Here is a 14,138-nt window from a genome sequence, read left to right as displayed (position 1 = left end):
GCTCATGCGTCGACCAACTGCTGAAACGCTTCGCGAATGGCTTTGACCGCAGCGACGGATTCGGCATTGTCACCGTGGACGCAAAGCGTATCCGCCGGCAGATGGAGCTTGCTGCCATCGCTTGCGGTCAGCGGCTCGCCCCTGGCCAGCGTCACGGCCTGAGCGACGATGGCACCGCGCTCATGATGCACGGCCCCCGGCAGACGCCGCGATACCAGATGCCCGCTGGCGTCGTAGGCGCGGTCGGCGAAGGTCTCGAACCATAACGTCACGCCCATCTCCAGAGCGAGTTCGCGCACCGGTTCGGGATTGGCGGTCGACATCACCAGCAGCGGCAGATTGCGGTCATAGCTGACAACGGCCTTCATCGCCGCGCGCAGCAGATCGAAATCGCTGGCCATGTCGTTGTAGAGCGCGCCGTGCGGTTTGACGTACTGAATCCGCGTGCCCTCGGCGCGACAGAAGGCTTCCAGCGCGCCGATCTGGTAGAGCATCAAGTTTTCGACTTCCTGCGGCGAGCAGGCCATCGAACGGCGGCCGAACCCCATCAGGTCCGGATAGCCCGGATGGGCTCCGATCTTGACGTCGTGAGACGCCGCCATCGCCACAGTCTTGCGCATGACATCGGGGTCGGAGGCGTGAAAGCCGCAGGCGATATTGGCACAGTCGACGAAAGGCATCGCCTGATCGTCGAGACCCAGCACCCAGTTGCCGAAACTCTCACCCATGTCACAGTTGAGCAGGGGCACGCGCATCGCATTACCTCGTATTGTTGTAGGGAGTATTGCAGGAAAGTGTTGTAAGACGCTGCTGTAAAACAGTGCTGTGGAAAAGGTGGCGTAAATAGTTGCCGTGGAACAAGGCTTACCGCACTTTAAGAAACCGCCAGCACCCGGGTCCAATCGTTTTTCGCGATGCGCAGTATCGGCGCAATCTTTCATTCTGCGGACCTTGACGCCAGCCGGCACTCTCTGAAGAGTTGACGTCCACGTCGCCGCGCCGAAGAATCGTCTATCCCCTGTCGACTGCATAGCGAGAACCCGAGATGTTCGATTTCAAGGAGCTCGAAGCCTTCGTCTGGGTCGTCAGGCTGGGCTCGTTTCGCAAGGTGGCAGCGCGACTGCACCTGACCCAGCCGTCGATCTCGGATCGCATCACCCGGCTGGAAGCCGTGGTCGGAGAGTCGCTGCTCGACCGCAGCGCGCGACCGGTGCAGCCGACGCTGCGCGGCCGGGAATTCTATGCTCATGCCGAACGCCTGCTCGACAATCGGGAGGAGGCGCTGCAGCTATTCCAGAACCAGGAAGATTTTTCCGGCACGCTACGGCTCGGCGTCATCGAAACCATCGCTCACAGCTGGTTCAGCACTTTCCTGACCCGGTTGGCCGAACGGCACCCGCAGCTCACCATCGAGCTGACGGTGGATATTTCGCCGTTCCTCCAGCAGCGCCTGGCGGACAACGATCTCGACATGATCTTCGCCATGGATGGCGTCGCGCCGGGGTTGTCGGTGACGCAACTACCGCTGGCCACCTACGAGATGGGCCTGTTCGTATCACCGCAGCACGCCGAGCGGTTGCATCACGGCGGCACGACCGCGCTGTCCGGCCTTCCCTTCGTCTCCTTCAGCAAGCTGGCTCGCCCCTATGGCGAACTCGTGAATTACCTGGCCGAACAGGGTATCGATGATCCCAAGATCCACTGCGCCACGACGTTGATGACCATCGCCCGCATGACCATCGACGGCGTTGGCGTCGGTTCGCTACCCGTTTCCACGGTGTCGGATGCATGCCAGCGCGGTGAACTGCTGCGGCTAACGCTGCCCACACCCCTGCCGGCGATGTACTACGACGCGATCTGGCGAACCAGCAGCTATCCGAACTTCTGTCGTGGTGTCACTCAGCTCGCTCAGGATTGTGCCGCCAGCTATGCCAAAGACCATGCCGATGACGAGCCCCAGCGGGAAGTGAAAGTCTGGCCCGATAGTTCAGATAAGAATTAACGATTTGACGCCATCGCCGGCCAACTTGAAGAATGCAGAAGTCCAGTTTCTCGATCACGTCCTCTTTCAATAACAAGTGGCGTGCATGACGACCCTCTCAATAACAAACGGAATCCCACGATGCGCATATCCCATCTCCCCCTGTTGACGATCGCCATGGCGGGTTCGCTCACCGTCGCCACGTCGGCTCTCGCCGACCAGTGGAATCTCGCCTCTCCCTACGGCGATGCCAGTTTCCACACCCAGAACACCAAGCAGTTCGCCAAGGACGTGACCGAAGCGACGGACGGCGAGTTGACCATCACGGTTCACAGCGGTGGCTCGCTGATCAGCCACGCTGAAATCAAGCCTTCCGTACGTCGTGGTACCGTTCAGGCGGGCGAGATATTTCTCTCCACGCTCTCCAACGAATCGCCGATCTACGAAGTCGATACGCTGCCCGGCCTGGCCGGTAGCTATGCCGATGCCTACGATCTGTGGCAGGCCTCCAAGCCGATCATCACCGAGCTCTTCGCCAAGGAAGGGTTGATGCCGCTTTACGCCGTGCCTTGGCCTGCACAGGGCATCTATACCGACTTCGAACTGACCGATGCTTCCCAGTTCGAGGGCCTGCGAGTTCGTGCTCCTAACATCAATACCCAGCGCTTCGTCGAGAATCTGGGCGGCATTCCGACCCAGACCGAAGAAGCCGATATCCCCACCGCATTCAGCACCGGGCGCGTCGACGCCATGATCACTTCGGTTTCCACCGGCAAGTCGATGTCTGCGTGGGATTACGTATCGAACTACAGCGATGCCAACCTGTGGCTGCCGAAGAACATCGTCTTCGTCAACAAACGCGCTTTTGACCGCCTCGATGACGCCACGCAGAAGTCGGTTCTCGATGCCGCGGCCAAGGCCGAACAGCGCGGGTGGCAGATGAGCAAGGAAGACGGCGCGGAGAGCACCAAGACCCTCGAATCCCACGATGTTGCCGTGAGCGAGCCGAGCGATGCGCTCAAGAAGCAGCTGCAAGCTGCCGGTCAACAGCTGTTCGAGGATTGGCAGGCTCGTGCCGGCGATCAGGCCAAGCAGCTGGTCGACCGCTATCGCAAGCTTCAGTCCCAGCAAAGCCAGTAACACCGTTCGAATGGCCCGCCCTGCTGCGGGCCATTCGGCTTTCGGACTCCCTTCACTCACATCCGGTGAGTCTTTATGACGTTCAAACTCGACCCGCTCTACCGGCTGGGCGCCTGGGGCGCCGCCGCCTGCATGCTCGCGATCTGTGCCATGGTCACGTTTCAGGTGCTGCTGCGCTGCCTCGATGCGGTGCTGGTGCTGGTTGGCGCCAGTCGTCTCGGCTACGAAATCAGCGGTGTGTCGGAAATCGCCTCCTATCTGTTGGTCGGGGCTACCTTTTTGAGTCTCGCTTATACCTTTACCCACTACGCCCATATTCGCGTCACGCTGGTCATCGCTCGATTGCCGGCAGCGGCCAGAGCCTGGTGCGAAGTGGTGTGCCTGGCGATCGCCCTGGCGCTCAGCGCGTTGCTGAGCTGGGAAGTGGTCGGTCTGATTCAGGAGAGCCTCGATTACGGCGATGTCTCCTCCGGGCTGATGGCGATTCCCCTATGGATTCCGCAAACCGTTCTGGTCGTCGGACTGACGCTGCTGTGTCTGGCCATTCTGGAAGCGCTTTTGACCACGCTACGCCAGGCGGTAACGGCGCCCTCGCGCTACGTGGCCCCCGGCGAAAACGACGGCTTTGGCGACAACGACAACTTCGGCGGCGAGTAACGCTTCGCTCCAACAATAACTCGCGACCTGAGGATTCGACTCGTGCTCACGCTCAGTCTTGCAACGATCTTTACCCTCGCGATCCTGCTCGGCGGCGGCGTCTGGATCGCCTTCGCCCTGCTCGGCACCGGCTGGATCGCGCTGACCGGCTTCTCGAGCTTCGAGGTCGGCCCCATTCTTGCCTCCGATTTCTGGGGCGCCAGCTACGGCTGGGATCTGACCGCCCTGCCGATGTTCGTGTGGATGGGCGAAATCCTGTTCCGCTCCGGGCTCGCCGATAACATGTTCCGGGCGCTGTCACCCTGGCTCAATCGCATCCCGGGCCGGCTGCTGCACTCCAATATCATCGGCAGCGGGCTGTTCGCGGCAGTCTGCGGTTCCTCCGCCGCGACCTGTGCCACCGTCGGCAAGATGACGCTGCCGGAACTCGAGCGTCGCGGCTACAGCGAGACACTGGCGATCGGCACGCTGGCCAGCGCCTCCACGCTGGGCCTGCTGATCCCGCCGTCGATCATGATGATCGTCTATGGCGTGGTCACCGAGCAGTCGATCTCACGCCTGTTCATGGCAGGAATCGGGCCTGGCCTGCTGCTGCTCGCGCTGTTCATGATCTATCTGGTGGTCTGGTCGCTGACCGCCGGCAAGAATGGCGGCGCAGGTGATGCCGAGACGCCGATGCCGTTTCTCGCCAAGGTCAAAAACAGCTGGCGTCTGATCCCGCTGCTGGTGCTGATCGGCGGTATTCTCGGCAGTATCTATGGTGGCGTCGCCTCACCGACCGAGGCCGCCGCGGTGGGCGTGGTGCTGTCGATGGTGATCGCGCGCTGTAACGGCCACTTCGACAAGTCGATCTTCCTGGAATCGATGTTCGCCGGACTGCGGACCTCGTGCATGATCGCGTTCATCATCGCCGGCGCCTCGTTCCTGTCGTCGGCCATGAGCTTCACCCAACTGCCGACGCAGCTGGCCAGCGCCATCGCCGCCATGGGACTGTCACCCAACGTGCTGCTGGTGATGCTGACGCTGTTCCTGCTGGTGCTCGGGTGTTTTCTCGACGGAATCTCGCTGATTCTGCTGGTGACCTCGATCATCATGCCGCTGATCAACGCCGCCGGCATCGACCCGATCTGGTTCGGCATCTATCTGGTGATCGTGGTGGAAATCTCGCAGATCACGCCTCCGGTGGGGTTCAACCTGTTCGTGATCCAGGGGCTCACCGGCAAGAACATCTTCACCATTGCCAGGGCCACGCTGCCGTTCTTCCTGCTGATGCTGTTTGCGATCGTGCTGATGCGGGCGTTCCCGGATATCGTGCTGTATCTGCCGCAGGCGATGAACCGCTAGGCTCGTAAGAAAAAGCCAGCGCCGCTGGCTTTTCACTCGTCGCTTTCGGACTACTCCACGAAATCCTCCACCGTATGCCGATAGCCCAGCATCAGCGCATCGGCGACATGTCGGAATGGACTGACATCGACGTCACAACGGCCTTCGGCGATCAACGTGGCGAAGCGTTCGTAAAGCCCGGCGTACTCCGCATCGGGGCCTTCTTCCTGCAACTCGCCGTCGATCAGCAGTCGTCTGCCGCCTGCTTCCAGCGTCAGGCGTCCGGCATCCGTCTCGACATGAATTTCCCAGATCGGCGGCGTGCCCTGCTGGCGAAAGTCGAACTCGGCGTGGATCGGGACTTCGTCGCCATCGACGAAATCCAGCGATGCCGCGATCGGCGTCTGGCAGTTGCCAGGGACCTGCAATTGGGCATCGGTCAGGTGGAAAGGACGCGGCAGAATCGCGGTGGCGATCGATAGCGCGTTGATACCCGGATCGAACACGCCCATGCCGCCCGGCTGCCAGATCCACGCCTGCCCTGGGTGCCAGACCCGCACGTCTTCCTTCCACTCGATGTCGACACGGCGAATCTGACGCTCTGCCAGCCAACGTTTTGCCCCCGCTACACCGTGGGCATGCCGGGAGTGCCAGGAAGCAAACAGCGTGACGCCGTGGCGTTCCGCCTCCTCGCGCAGCGTCTCGATCTCGGCCAGCGTCGCGCCGGGCGGTTTTTCGAGCATCACATGCTTACCGTGCGCCATGGCCAGCCGAGCCTGCGCCGTGCGCACGCCGGCGGGGGTGCACAGCGAGACCGCATCGATCTCGGGGCGCTGATCGAGCAGAGCTTCGAGGCTTTCGAAATTCGCCACCCCGGGAACGGAAGCATTACGACTGGCGACGGCAGTCAGCTGATAGCCGGCATCGTTATCGATGGCCGGATGATGCTGATCGCGAGCGATCTTGCCGTAGCCCACGATCGCGAGACGAAGGGTGTCCATGAAAGGTCCTTGTAATTAAAAGCCTTGAAATCAAAAGCCGCTCCGGAAGACAAAGCGGCCTGAAATGAGAAGAGGCCCCGACGGCGTGCTCAGCGCAGTAGATAGACGATGATGGCGGTGAGCACCGAGACGATGGCGATGCCGATCATGACATCGCGCGGCACCCGCTCCAATCCTTCTTTCGCGATGACCGCGATCCTTGCATCTTCACCGGCCGGCCGGTCGCTGACGCCGAGCCAGCGCTTCCAGAACACGGTAAACAGCGCCGTCGCCGCGAACAGAATGCCGCCGATGATGGTGAAGTGAATCGGAAGCACGCCTGTTTCCACCAGTATGAACAGTACCGCGCTGAGAATATGGCCGCAGGCCAGACCGCGAAGCGCCGCGGACGGACCCAGCGACCTGACCCACAACCCCATCAGGAAAGTCGCCACCAACGGTGATGCCACGAAGGCGAATACCTGCTGCAGATACGCCCAGAGCCCGGAAAAATACTGGATCATCGGCCCCCAGAGTGCAGCGATGGCGGCCAGGATGAAAGTGCAGATTCGCCCCCACTTGGCTAACTGAGCGTCCGTGAGATCGGGCCTGGCTGGTTTGATGAAGTCGAGCGTCAGCAACGTCGCCGAGGAGTTCAGCGTCGAGGAGAGCGTCGACATCAGCGCCGCGATCAGGCCCGCCAGAATCAGGCCCGTGAGCCCGGTAGGCGTGAACTCCTGAACCATTTTCGGATAGACCTGATCGGGATGGTCGAGCCCCGGCAATAGAGGTATCACCATCGCTCCGGGAATGGTCATGATGAAGATCGGCAGCAGCTTCAGGGCCGCGGCGAATACCGACGCCCGCCCCGCCGCTTGAATGTTGCGCGCCCCCAGCAGGCGCTGAACCACGTACTGATTCATCGACCAGTAGTAGAAACCGACGATCGGTACCCCGGTGATCAATCCCAACCACGGTACGCTGGGGTCGTCCAACGGTCGAATCAGCGATAGCCTTTCCGGGCTGACCGCCTCCTTGACGTTGGCCCAGCTATGATCGAAATGTCCGAAGATGATCCAGGTCATCGCCGCCGACCCACCGATCAGCACGCAAGCCTGCATCACGTCCGTGTAGACCACCGCACGCAGCCCGCCGAAGGCAGTGTAGATACTGGTGAACAACGCCAACAGCGCACAGACTTCCCACAGATTGGTGCCGGGGATGAACGTGGTCACGATCAGGCCACCGGCGTAGAGCGTGCCAGCGGTATCCAGAATGATCGACAGAAATAGCGTGATGACCGACAGGTACTTGCGCAGTCGCGAGTCGAAGCGCCGTTCCATCAGTTCCGGCATGGTGGTGACCCGGGCTCGCATCAGCACCGGCAGCACGAAGATCGCCGTGAACATCAGCACCACGCCCGCCATCCATTCGTAGTTGGCTGCCGAGATCCCGTGCTGGTATGCCGCTCCGGGCAAGCCGATCAGCGTATCCGAGGAAATATTGGAAGCGAACAGCGAGAAGCCGATCGCCATCGGGCCCAGGGAGCGGCCGGCTAGAAACAGCTCTTCCGGCGTCGTCTTGCCTCGCGCAGTCTTGTAGCCAATAAAAGTGACGATCACGAAGTAGGCCGCGATGACGGCAAAATCCCAGAATTGTAGGTCTTCCATGAGTCCGTTCGCTTTTGAGCTGTGATTGTTATGACGAGCGATATCGACGGGATGACGCGGATGGCCAGCCGTCGCGACAACGCACGGTTGGGTGGTCACAATTCAAAGGTTAGTCAGCACCTCGGCGAAATTCCATTCCAGGACAGTGGGTTGCTACCAACAAAAAAGGCCTGGCGAAATTTTTCGTCAGGCCTCGGGAAGTGTTAATCCCCTCTTTTACCGGCAAAAACTACCATCGGACCTGCACAGCGCCTTGCAGCTGAAAAGTTGAAGACCTACGAGACGAGCGCGGCCTCCAGGACTTTCGCCACGTGCAATGCTTCCCGTCCGGCCCCGTCGAGGATCTGATGTCGGCAACTGGTGCCGTCGGCCACGATCCAGGCGTCCTCGCCGGCAGTGCGGACCGCCGGCAGCAGAGACAACTCGGCCATCTGCAGAGACGCTTCGATATGCTCCGCTTCGTAACCGAAACTCCCGGCCATCCCGCAGCAGGACGAAACGATCGCCTCGACATCGAGCTCGGGGATCCAGTTCAGTACGCTCATCACGGGGGTGAAGGCATCGAAGGCTTTCTGATGACAGTGGCCGTGGACCTTGGCTCGAGAAACCGTCAGCGGCTTGAGTGCCAGGTTCAGTCGCCCGGCCTGCCTTTCCGCCACCAGGAACTCCTCGAACAGCATGGCGGCTTCCGCCAACCGTATAGCCTCGTCACCAAAATCGTAGTGCAGAAACTCGTCGCGCAACGTGAGCAGACACGAGGGTTCGAGCCCGACGATCTTGACGCCGCGGGTCACGAACGGCATCAGCGCTTCCAGTGTGCGGCGCGCTTCCTGTCGGGCCCGATCGACGCGCCCGGCAGCGAGATAGGTTCTGCCGCAGCAAAGCGGTCGTTCGCCCTCGCGCACGTTGAAATGGACCCGATAACCGGCGGCCTCCAGCACACGTCGTGCGGCATTGGCGTTATCGGCCTCGAAGTAATTGTTGAAGGTGTCGACGAACAGCAGCACTTCGCCGGCGGGAAACAGCGCTGGATCCGATGGTCGGGTCCCCGTCTCGCCCCGTGTGTTTCGTAGATAGTCGCCGCTGAAGACCGGCAACGAACGTGCCTCGGCAAAACCCAGCCAGCGCTTGGCGCGTCCGCCCAGCCACGAGACACCTTCGAGACGCGCGGCAAGCTTGCACACATGACGCATTCGGGGCGCGTAGCGCGGCAGCTCCGACACCAGTTTTTCGCGCCAGCCGAGACCGTGCTTCTTCACACGCGCCGCACGTGCCTCGATCTTGAACTTGGCCATATCGACGCCGGTCGGACAGTCACGTTTGCAGCCTTTGCAGGAGACGCAGAGGTCCAGCGTCTCGGCGACTTCGTCGCTGGCCAGGCCGTGATCCCCGATCTTGCCCGACAGCACCAGCCGCAGCGTATTGGCGCGCCCCCGAGTCAGGTGACGCTCGTCGCGGCTGATCCGATAGCTGGGACACATGGTGCCCGCGTCGAACTTGCGACAGTGGCCGTTGTTGTTGCACATCTCCACTGCCTTGGCGAGCCCGTGGGCCGGGTCGCCACCGCTACCGGGTTGGCCCAGATCGCCACTCAGCGGGTCGCGGGTCACGTTCCAGGCCGACCAGTCGAGCTCGGTCGCCACCGGAATGATCTGATGGTCGCTGGGGAAGCGGAATAGCCGGGCGTCGTCCATTTTTGGCGTATCGACGATCTTGTTGGGATTGAAGCGATTGTCCGGATCGAACAGCCGCTTGATCTCGCCAAAGGCGGCGTTGAGTTCGGCGCCGAACTGCCAAGCGACCCATTCGCCACGGCAGATGCCATCGCCGTGCTCTCCCGAGTAGGCCCCTTTGTAGCGGCGGACCAGGGCGGACGCCTCCTCGGCGATGGCGCGCATCTTGGCGGCACCGCCGCGGCGCATGTCGAGAATCGGGCGCACGTGCAGCGTGCCGACACTGGCATGGGCGTACCAGGTGCCCTCGGTGCCGTGGCGATGAAAGACCTCGGTCAACTGCTCGGTGTACTCGGCCAAGTGTTCCAGCGGCACGGCGCAGTCCTCGATGAACGAGACCGGTTTGCCGTCGCCCTTCATGCTCATCATGATGTTGAGCCCGGCCTTGCGCACGTTCCACAGCGCCGACTGCTCGGCCCCGGACTCCAGCCCGACGACGCTGCCCGGCAGCCCCAGATCAGCCATCAACGTCTCGAGCGCTTTCAGTTGTCGGCGTTGCGAATTCCTATCTTCACCGGCGAATTCCACCAGCAGCAACGCGTCCGGGCGGCCGATCAGCGACTTTTCCACCGTCGGTCGGAATGCCGGGTTTTCCAGTGCCAGCTCGATCATGGTGCGATCGACCAGTTCCACCGCGGCGGGCCCCAGCTCGACGATATGCTGGGCCAGGTCCATCGCTTGATAGAAGGTCGGGAAATTGACCACACCGAGCACTTTATGGATCGGCAACGGCGAGAGCTTCAGCGTGAGCCGGCGGGTGAAGGCCAGCGTGCCCTCCGAGCCGATCAGCAGGTGGGCGAGATTTGCACGCCCTTCGGCGTCATAGGGAATCGGATTGCGGCAATCGAAAAGGTCCAGATTGTAACCGCCGACCCGGCGCAGCACTTGCGGGTAGTGCTCGCGAATCGCCAACGCCTCGCGCTGGATAATGGCCGACACGGCCTCCGCAAGCGCCGCCGGCGTGGAACCGGGTGCCATCTCGTCGAAAAAGCCGAAACTTGCCGATCGACCGTCCGCCAGCGTTGCCTCGAGACCCAGCACGTTATGAACCATGTTGCCGTAGCGGATCGAACGCGAGCCGCAGGAGTTGTTGCCGGCCATGCCACCGAGCGTGCACTGCGCCGAGGTGGAGACATCGACCGGAAACCAGAGCCCGTGAGGCTTGAGCCAGGCGTTGAGATGGTCGAGCACCACGCCGGGCTCGACCGTAACGGTGCGCGCCTCGAGATCGAGATCGCCGATGCCGGTCAACCAGCGGCTGGTGTCGATCACCAATGCCTCGTTGACCGTCTGCCCGCACTGGCTGGTACCACCGCCTCGCGGCAGCACCGGCGCACCGAGATCCCGCGCAATATCCAAGGCGATGGTCAGGTCCTGCTGGTCTCTCGGCACCACGACACCCAGCGGCATGATCTGATAGATCGAGGCGTCGGTGGCATAACGCCCTCTCGATCCGGCATCGAACGCCACCTCGCCCTTGATCTCACCACGCAGCCGACTCTCGAATTCGCTCATGGCGGATTGTCTGGGCCGTCTCGCGACCGGGCTTTTCGGCATCACGCTCATGGCGATCTCCTGTTAGCCACGGACCATGTCGGCGTGTTGGCGATTTGCCAATTTGCGAGCCGCCGGCGTACCCGGAGCCGGATTGTCGGCAAAGAAATCCAGAGCGGCCTCCAGACCACTGCCGAACAGCTCGACCCCGCAGAGCTTGAGACCCGCTTCACAGCCGCCGAGCGTGGCGATCAACGTCAGGTCATTGCAGTCGCCGAGATGCCCGATGCGGAACATCCGGCCCTTGGCCTTGCCGAGCCCTGTCCCCAGCGACAGATCGAAGCGGTCATAGATAGTGCGGCGTACCTCGTCGGCATCGATGCCTTCAGGCGTTACCACGCCCGTCAGCACCGGTGAATAGAGCGCAGGCTCCTGGCACTGGATCTCCAGCCCCCAGGCGTTGACCGCCCGTCGCACACCTTCCCCCCAACGCTCGTGGCGGGCAAACACCTGGTCCAACCCCTCTTCCAGCAACATGTCCAGCGCCTCGTTGAGACCGTAAAGCAAGTTGGTGTTCGGCGTGTAGGGCCAGTAACCGTTGGCGTTGGTCGCGAGAATTTCGTCCCAGGCCCAGAAGCTCTTGGGCATCGTCGAGCGTCGGCTTGCCTCGATGGCCTTGGGCGACAGCGCGTTGAAACTGATCCCGGGCGGCAGCATCAGCCCTTTCTGCGAGCCGGAAACGGTCACGTCGACGCCCCACTCGTCGTGACGATAGTCGGCACTCGCCAGTCCCGAGATGGTGTCGACCAGCAGCAGCGCCGGGTGATCGGCAGCATCGATGGCCCGCCGCACGGCGGCGATATCGCTGGTGACGCCGGTGGACGTTTCGTTGTGGACCACGCATACCGCCTTGATCCGATGCTCGCGATCTTCACGCAGGCGTTCTTCGATCAGCTTCGGCTGCACCCCGTATCGCCAGTTCTGCGACGCCGGCAGCGCCAGGAATTCCGGCTCGATCTTGAGACGCAGCGCCATCTGCTTCCATAGCGTGGCGAAATGCCCGGTCTCGAACATCAACACCGAATCACCGGGGCTCAAAGTGTTGGAAAGTGCCGCCTCCCATGCCCCCGTCCCCGAAGCGGGATAGACGATAACTGGATGTTCGGTCTTGAAAATCTTCTGGATACCCTCGAGGACTTTCAGGCCCAGCTCGCCGAACTCCGGGCCGCGATGATCGATGGTGGGTAGACTCATGGCCCGTAAAATGCGATCCGGCACCGGTGACGGTCCAGGAATCTGCAGAAAATGTCGGCCGGAAGGATGTTGGTCGAGGTTCAACATGACGGCATCTCCAGAGGTGAAGCCAGAAGTGAAGCCAGAAGTAACGCAAAGGACCGCCTCACGTCGTTTTGGCACTCATGTGGTTTTTTGCATTCATTACGCAATATGCCGAATAATTGACCGCCGACAAACCACGACATAAGTCGCAAGACAACGAACATGAGACTCTTGAAAGAGTTCTGGAGGCCTCTCCTGAGCTATCCTGTTGGCAAATGGGGCGTAGCCAGCCTCGAGATCCTGCGATAGAAAAAACAGCAGCCAGAATAAGGTGCAATGCATGCAAATCACCGATGATGCGGCGATCGACAATACCGAGCGCCCCCTTCGCATTCAGCGCGCCGCCCTGCACGACAGGATCGTGGAGCGTCTCCATGTTCTGATCACGGAGGGCGAACTCAAGCCCGGTGAGCGCATCAACGAGCGCGAACTGGCCGATCGGCTGGAAGTCTCACGCACGCCCCTGCGGGAGGCGCTGCGCGTGCTGGCCGCCGAAAAACTGGTCACGATCTCCCCCAACTACGGGGCCACCGTGACTCGAATGACGCACCAGGAGATAAGCGACACTTTCGAGTTGATGAGCGCGCTGGAACGTTTTTCTGGGGAACTGGCGTGTCAGCGCATGACCGAGGATGAGCTGGCCGATGTTCGCGACACCCACGAGACGATGCTGAGCCATTGGCAGCGCCAGGACCTTCCGGCTTATTACCGCGCCAACCAACGCATTCACGACCTGATCAATCGCGCCGCGCGCAACGAGGCCTTGCGTCAGACCTATCTATCGCTCAATCGGCGTCTACATCCGCTGCGACTCTCCTCCAATCGATCGGAAGGCAAGTGGCGAAAGGCCGTGGAAGAACACCGCGACATGTTGAACGCGCTGGAAGCCCGCAATGGGCCAGAGCTTGGCGCGCTGATGGAACGCCATCTGCTGGAGAAGCGCGATGCGGTACTGGCCGCACGGCAGGAGGAATGAACGGCGTGACGCGATCACTCGAGCCGTTGCAGGAAGTCGGCACCACCGAGTTGACGCATCTGGCGTTGAATCCAGGTCGCACGCTGCTGAACGTGCGCGGAAGGCTGGGAAGCGCTCCAGCCTCGCGGGTTGGGCAGAATCGCGGCGAGCCGACTGGCTTGCGAGATACTGAGATTGGCCGCAGACGTACCGAAATAATGCTGCGCCGCGGCCTCCAGTCCGAACACGCCGGTGTCCCATTCGGCGATATTGAGATAGACCTCGAGAATGCGCTGTTTGGGCCACAGGGCTTCGAGCAGCAACGTGAACCATGCTTCCAGACCCTTGCGAATCCAGCTGCGCCCCGTCCACAGGAACAGATTGCGCGCCGTCTGTTGGCTCAGCGTGCTTGCCCCGCGCAAGTCGCCTCCGTCGGACCACTTGGTGAGCGAGCGCTTGATCTGCGCCACATCGAAGCCCCAATGATCCGGAAAGCGTTGGTCCTCCCCCGCCATCACCGCGACCTTGGCGTTGTCGGAGAGTCTGGACCAAGGCTCCCATTGCTGTTCGATGGCCAGATTATCGCCGTGGAACCATGAGCTGACCTTGCGCTCGACCATCACCATCGAGCCAAATACCGGCACGAAGCGAAAAATCAGCACGAAGAGTACCGACAGGCCGACGAAGGCGCCCATGGCGATCAGCAAGTAGCGAAGGAACGTGCGCGGCCAACCGGAAGGCATGGACGAGAGCTCATGGTCGAATGAATGGGAGCCTAGTATAACAAGGGCTTGTCGACATGGGCTCAATTCGCCGATCCTCTTCGCTACGGAAAATCATCGACATGACCTATCGATCAGGAAGACC

11 protein-coding genes are annotated in these 14,138 nt (G+C 61.5%); 5 read left to right on the top strand and 6 right to left on the bottom strand.

What is annotated here, in order from left to right:
- Window positions 1-2 precede the first annotated feature (2 nt).
- Window positions 3-755 (bottom strand): 5-oxoprolinase subunit PxpA, encoded by a 753-nt coding sequence (locus DOM27_RS16060; RefSeq protein WP_110657478.1) that lies wholly within the window; start codon window positions 753-755, stop codon window positions 3-5.
- 290 nt (window positions 756-1,045) lie between these two features.
- On the opposite strand from DOM27_RS16060, the gene DOM27_RS16055 reads away from it, so the two are divergent.
- The 4 genes from DOM27_RS16055 to DOM27_RS16040 all read left to right on the top strand — a co-directional run bounded on the left by DOM27_RS16055 (window position 1,046) and on the right by DOM27_RS16040 (window position 5,122).
- The gene (locus DOM27_RS16055; protein ID WP_110657476.1) at window positions 1,046-2,002 is read left to right on the top strand and encodes a LysR family transcriptional regulator; all 957 of its coding nucleotides are present in this window, start codon (window positions 1,046-1,048) and stop codon (window positions 2,000-2,002) included.
- 120 nt (window positions 2,003-2,122) lie between these two features.
- Window positions 2,123-3,121 carry a TRAP transporter substrate-binding protein gene (locus tag DOM27_RS16050; RefSeq protein ID WP_110657474.1) on the top strand — a complete coding sequence of 333 codons (999 nt, stop codon included), beginning with the start codon at window positions 2,123-2,125 and terminating at the stop codon, window positions 3,119-3,121.
- A gap of 75 nt (window positions 3,122-3,196) precedes the next feature.
- Window positions 3,197-3,778 carry a TRAP transporter small permease gene (locus tag DOM27_RS16045; RefSeq protein WP_110657472.1) on the top strand — a complete coding sequence of 194 codons (582 nt, stop codon included), beginning with the start codon at window positions 3,197-3,199 and terminating at the stop codon, window positions 3,776-3,778.
- Window positions 3,779-3,820: 42 nt separating this feature from the next.
- Window positions 3,821-5,122: a TRAP transporter large permease gene (locus DOM27_RS16040; RefSeq protein WP_110657470.1), complete on the top strand. Its 1,302-nt coding sequence runs from the start codon at window positions 3,821-3,823 to the stop codon at window positions 5,120-5,122.
- A gap of 50 nt (window positions 5,123-5,172) precedes the next feature.
- On the opposite strand, the gene DOM27_RS16035 is transcribed toward DOM27_RS16040, so the two are convergent.
- The 4 genes from DOM27_RS16035 to DOM27_RS16020 form a co-directional block, all read right to left on the bottom strand.
- On the bottom strand, window positions 5,173-6,102 hold the full coding sequence (locus DOM27_RS16035) for a Gfo/Idh/MocA family protein (protein ID WP_110657468.1): 930 nt from the start codon (window positions 6,100-6,102) through the stop codon (window positions 5,173-5,175).
- An 89-nt stretch (window positions 6,103-6,191) separates the two neighbouring features.
- Window positions 6,192-7,751 (bottom strand): sodium:solute symporter family transporter, encoded by a 1,560-nt coding sequence (locus tag DOM27_RS16030; RefSeq protein ID WP_110657466.1) that lies wholly within the window; start codon window positions 7,749-7,751, stop codon window positions 6,192-6,194.
- Between the two features lie 275 nt (window positions 7,752-8,026).
- Complete coding sequence (locus tag DOM27_RS16025; protein WP_245392760.1) at window positions 8,027-10,999, bottom strand: FAD-binding and (Fe-S)-binding domain-containing protein; 2,973 nt, start codon at window positions 10,997-10,999, stop codon at window positions 8,027-8,029.
- A gap of 63 nt (window positions 11,000-11,062) precedes the next feature.
- Window positions 11,063-12,319, bottom strand: a complete 1,257-nt coding sequence (locus tag DOM27_RS16020; protein WP_110657462.1) for a pyridoxal-phosphate-dependent aminotransferase family protein — start codon at window positions 12,317-12,319, stop codon at window positions 11,063-11,065.
- Between the two features lie 277 nt (window positions 12,320-12,596).
- Between DOM27_RS16020 and DOM27_RS16015 the strand changes: the two genes are divergently transcribed.
- On the top strand, window positions 12,597-13,292 hold the full coding sequence (locus DOM27_RS16015) for a GntR family transcriptional regulator (RefSeq protein ID WP_110657460.1): 696 nt from the start codon (window positions 12,597-12,599) through the stop codon (window positions 13,290-13,292).
- Window positions 13,293-13,306: 14 nt separating this feature from the next.
- On the opposite strand, the gene mtgA is transcribed toward DOM27_RS16015, so the two are convergent.
- Window positions 13,307-14,014: a monofunctional biosynthetic peptidoglycan transglycosylase gene (gene mtgA, locus DOM27_RS16010; protein ID WP_110657458.1), complete on the bottom strand. Its 708-nt coding sequence runs from the start codon at window positions 14,012-14,014 to the stop codon at window positions 13,307-13,309.
- Window positions 14,015-14,138 lie beyond the last annotated feature (124 nt).

Source organism: Salinicola halimionae (assembly GCF_003206065.1).
Lineage (GTDB): Bacteria > Pseudomonadota > Gammaproteobacteria > Pseudomonadales > Halomonadaceae > Salinicola > Salinicola halimionae.
This window is presented reverse-complemented; position numbering and strand designations above follow the sequence as displayed.

Coding starts and splice junctions, on each gene's coding strand:
- DOM27_RS16060 (WP_110657478.1), bottom strand. CDS start 755: ATGCGCGTGCCCCTGCTCAACTGTGACATGGGTGAGAGTTTCGGCAAC.
- DOM27_RS16055 (WP_110657476.1), top strand. CDS start 1,046: ATGTTCGATTTCAAGGAGCTCGAAGCCTTCGTCTGGGTCGTCAGGCTG.
- DOM27_RS16050 (WP_110657474.1), top strand. CDS start 2,123: ATGCGCATATCCCATCTCCCCCTGTTGACGATCGCCATGGCGGGTTCG.
- DOM27_RS16045 (WP_110657472.1), top strand. CDS start 3,197: ATGACGTTCAAACTCGACCCGCTCTACCGGCTGGGCGCCTGGGGCGCC.
- DOM27_RS16035 (WP_110657468.1), bottom strand. CDS start 6,102: ATGGACACCCTTCGTCTCGCGATCGTGGGCTACGGCAAGATCGCTCGC.
- DOM27_RS16030 (WP_110657466.1), bottom strand. CDS start 7,751: ATGGAAGACCTACAATTCTGGGATTTTGCCGTCATCGCGGCCTACTTC.
- DOM27_RS16025 (WP_245392760.1), bottom strand. CDS start 10,999: ATGAGCGAATTCGAGAGTCGGCTGCGTGGTGAGATCAAGGGCGAGGTG.
- DOM27_RS16020 (WP_110657462.1), bottom strand. CDS start 12,319: ATGTTGAACCTCGACCAACATCCTTCCGGCCGACATTTTCTGCAGATT.
- DOM27_RS16015 (WP_110657460.1), top strand. CDS start 12,597: ATGCAAATCACCGATGATGCGGCGATCGACAATACCGAGCGCCCCCTT.
- mtgA (WP_110657458.1), bottom strand. CDS start 14,014: ATGCCTTCCGGTTGGCCGCGCACGTTCCTTCGCTACTTGCTGATCGCC.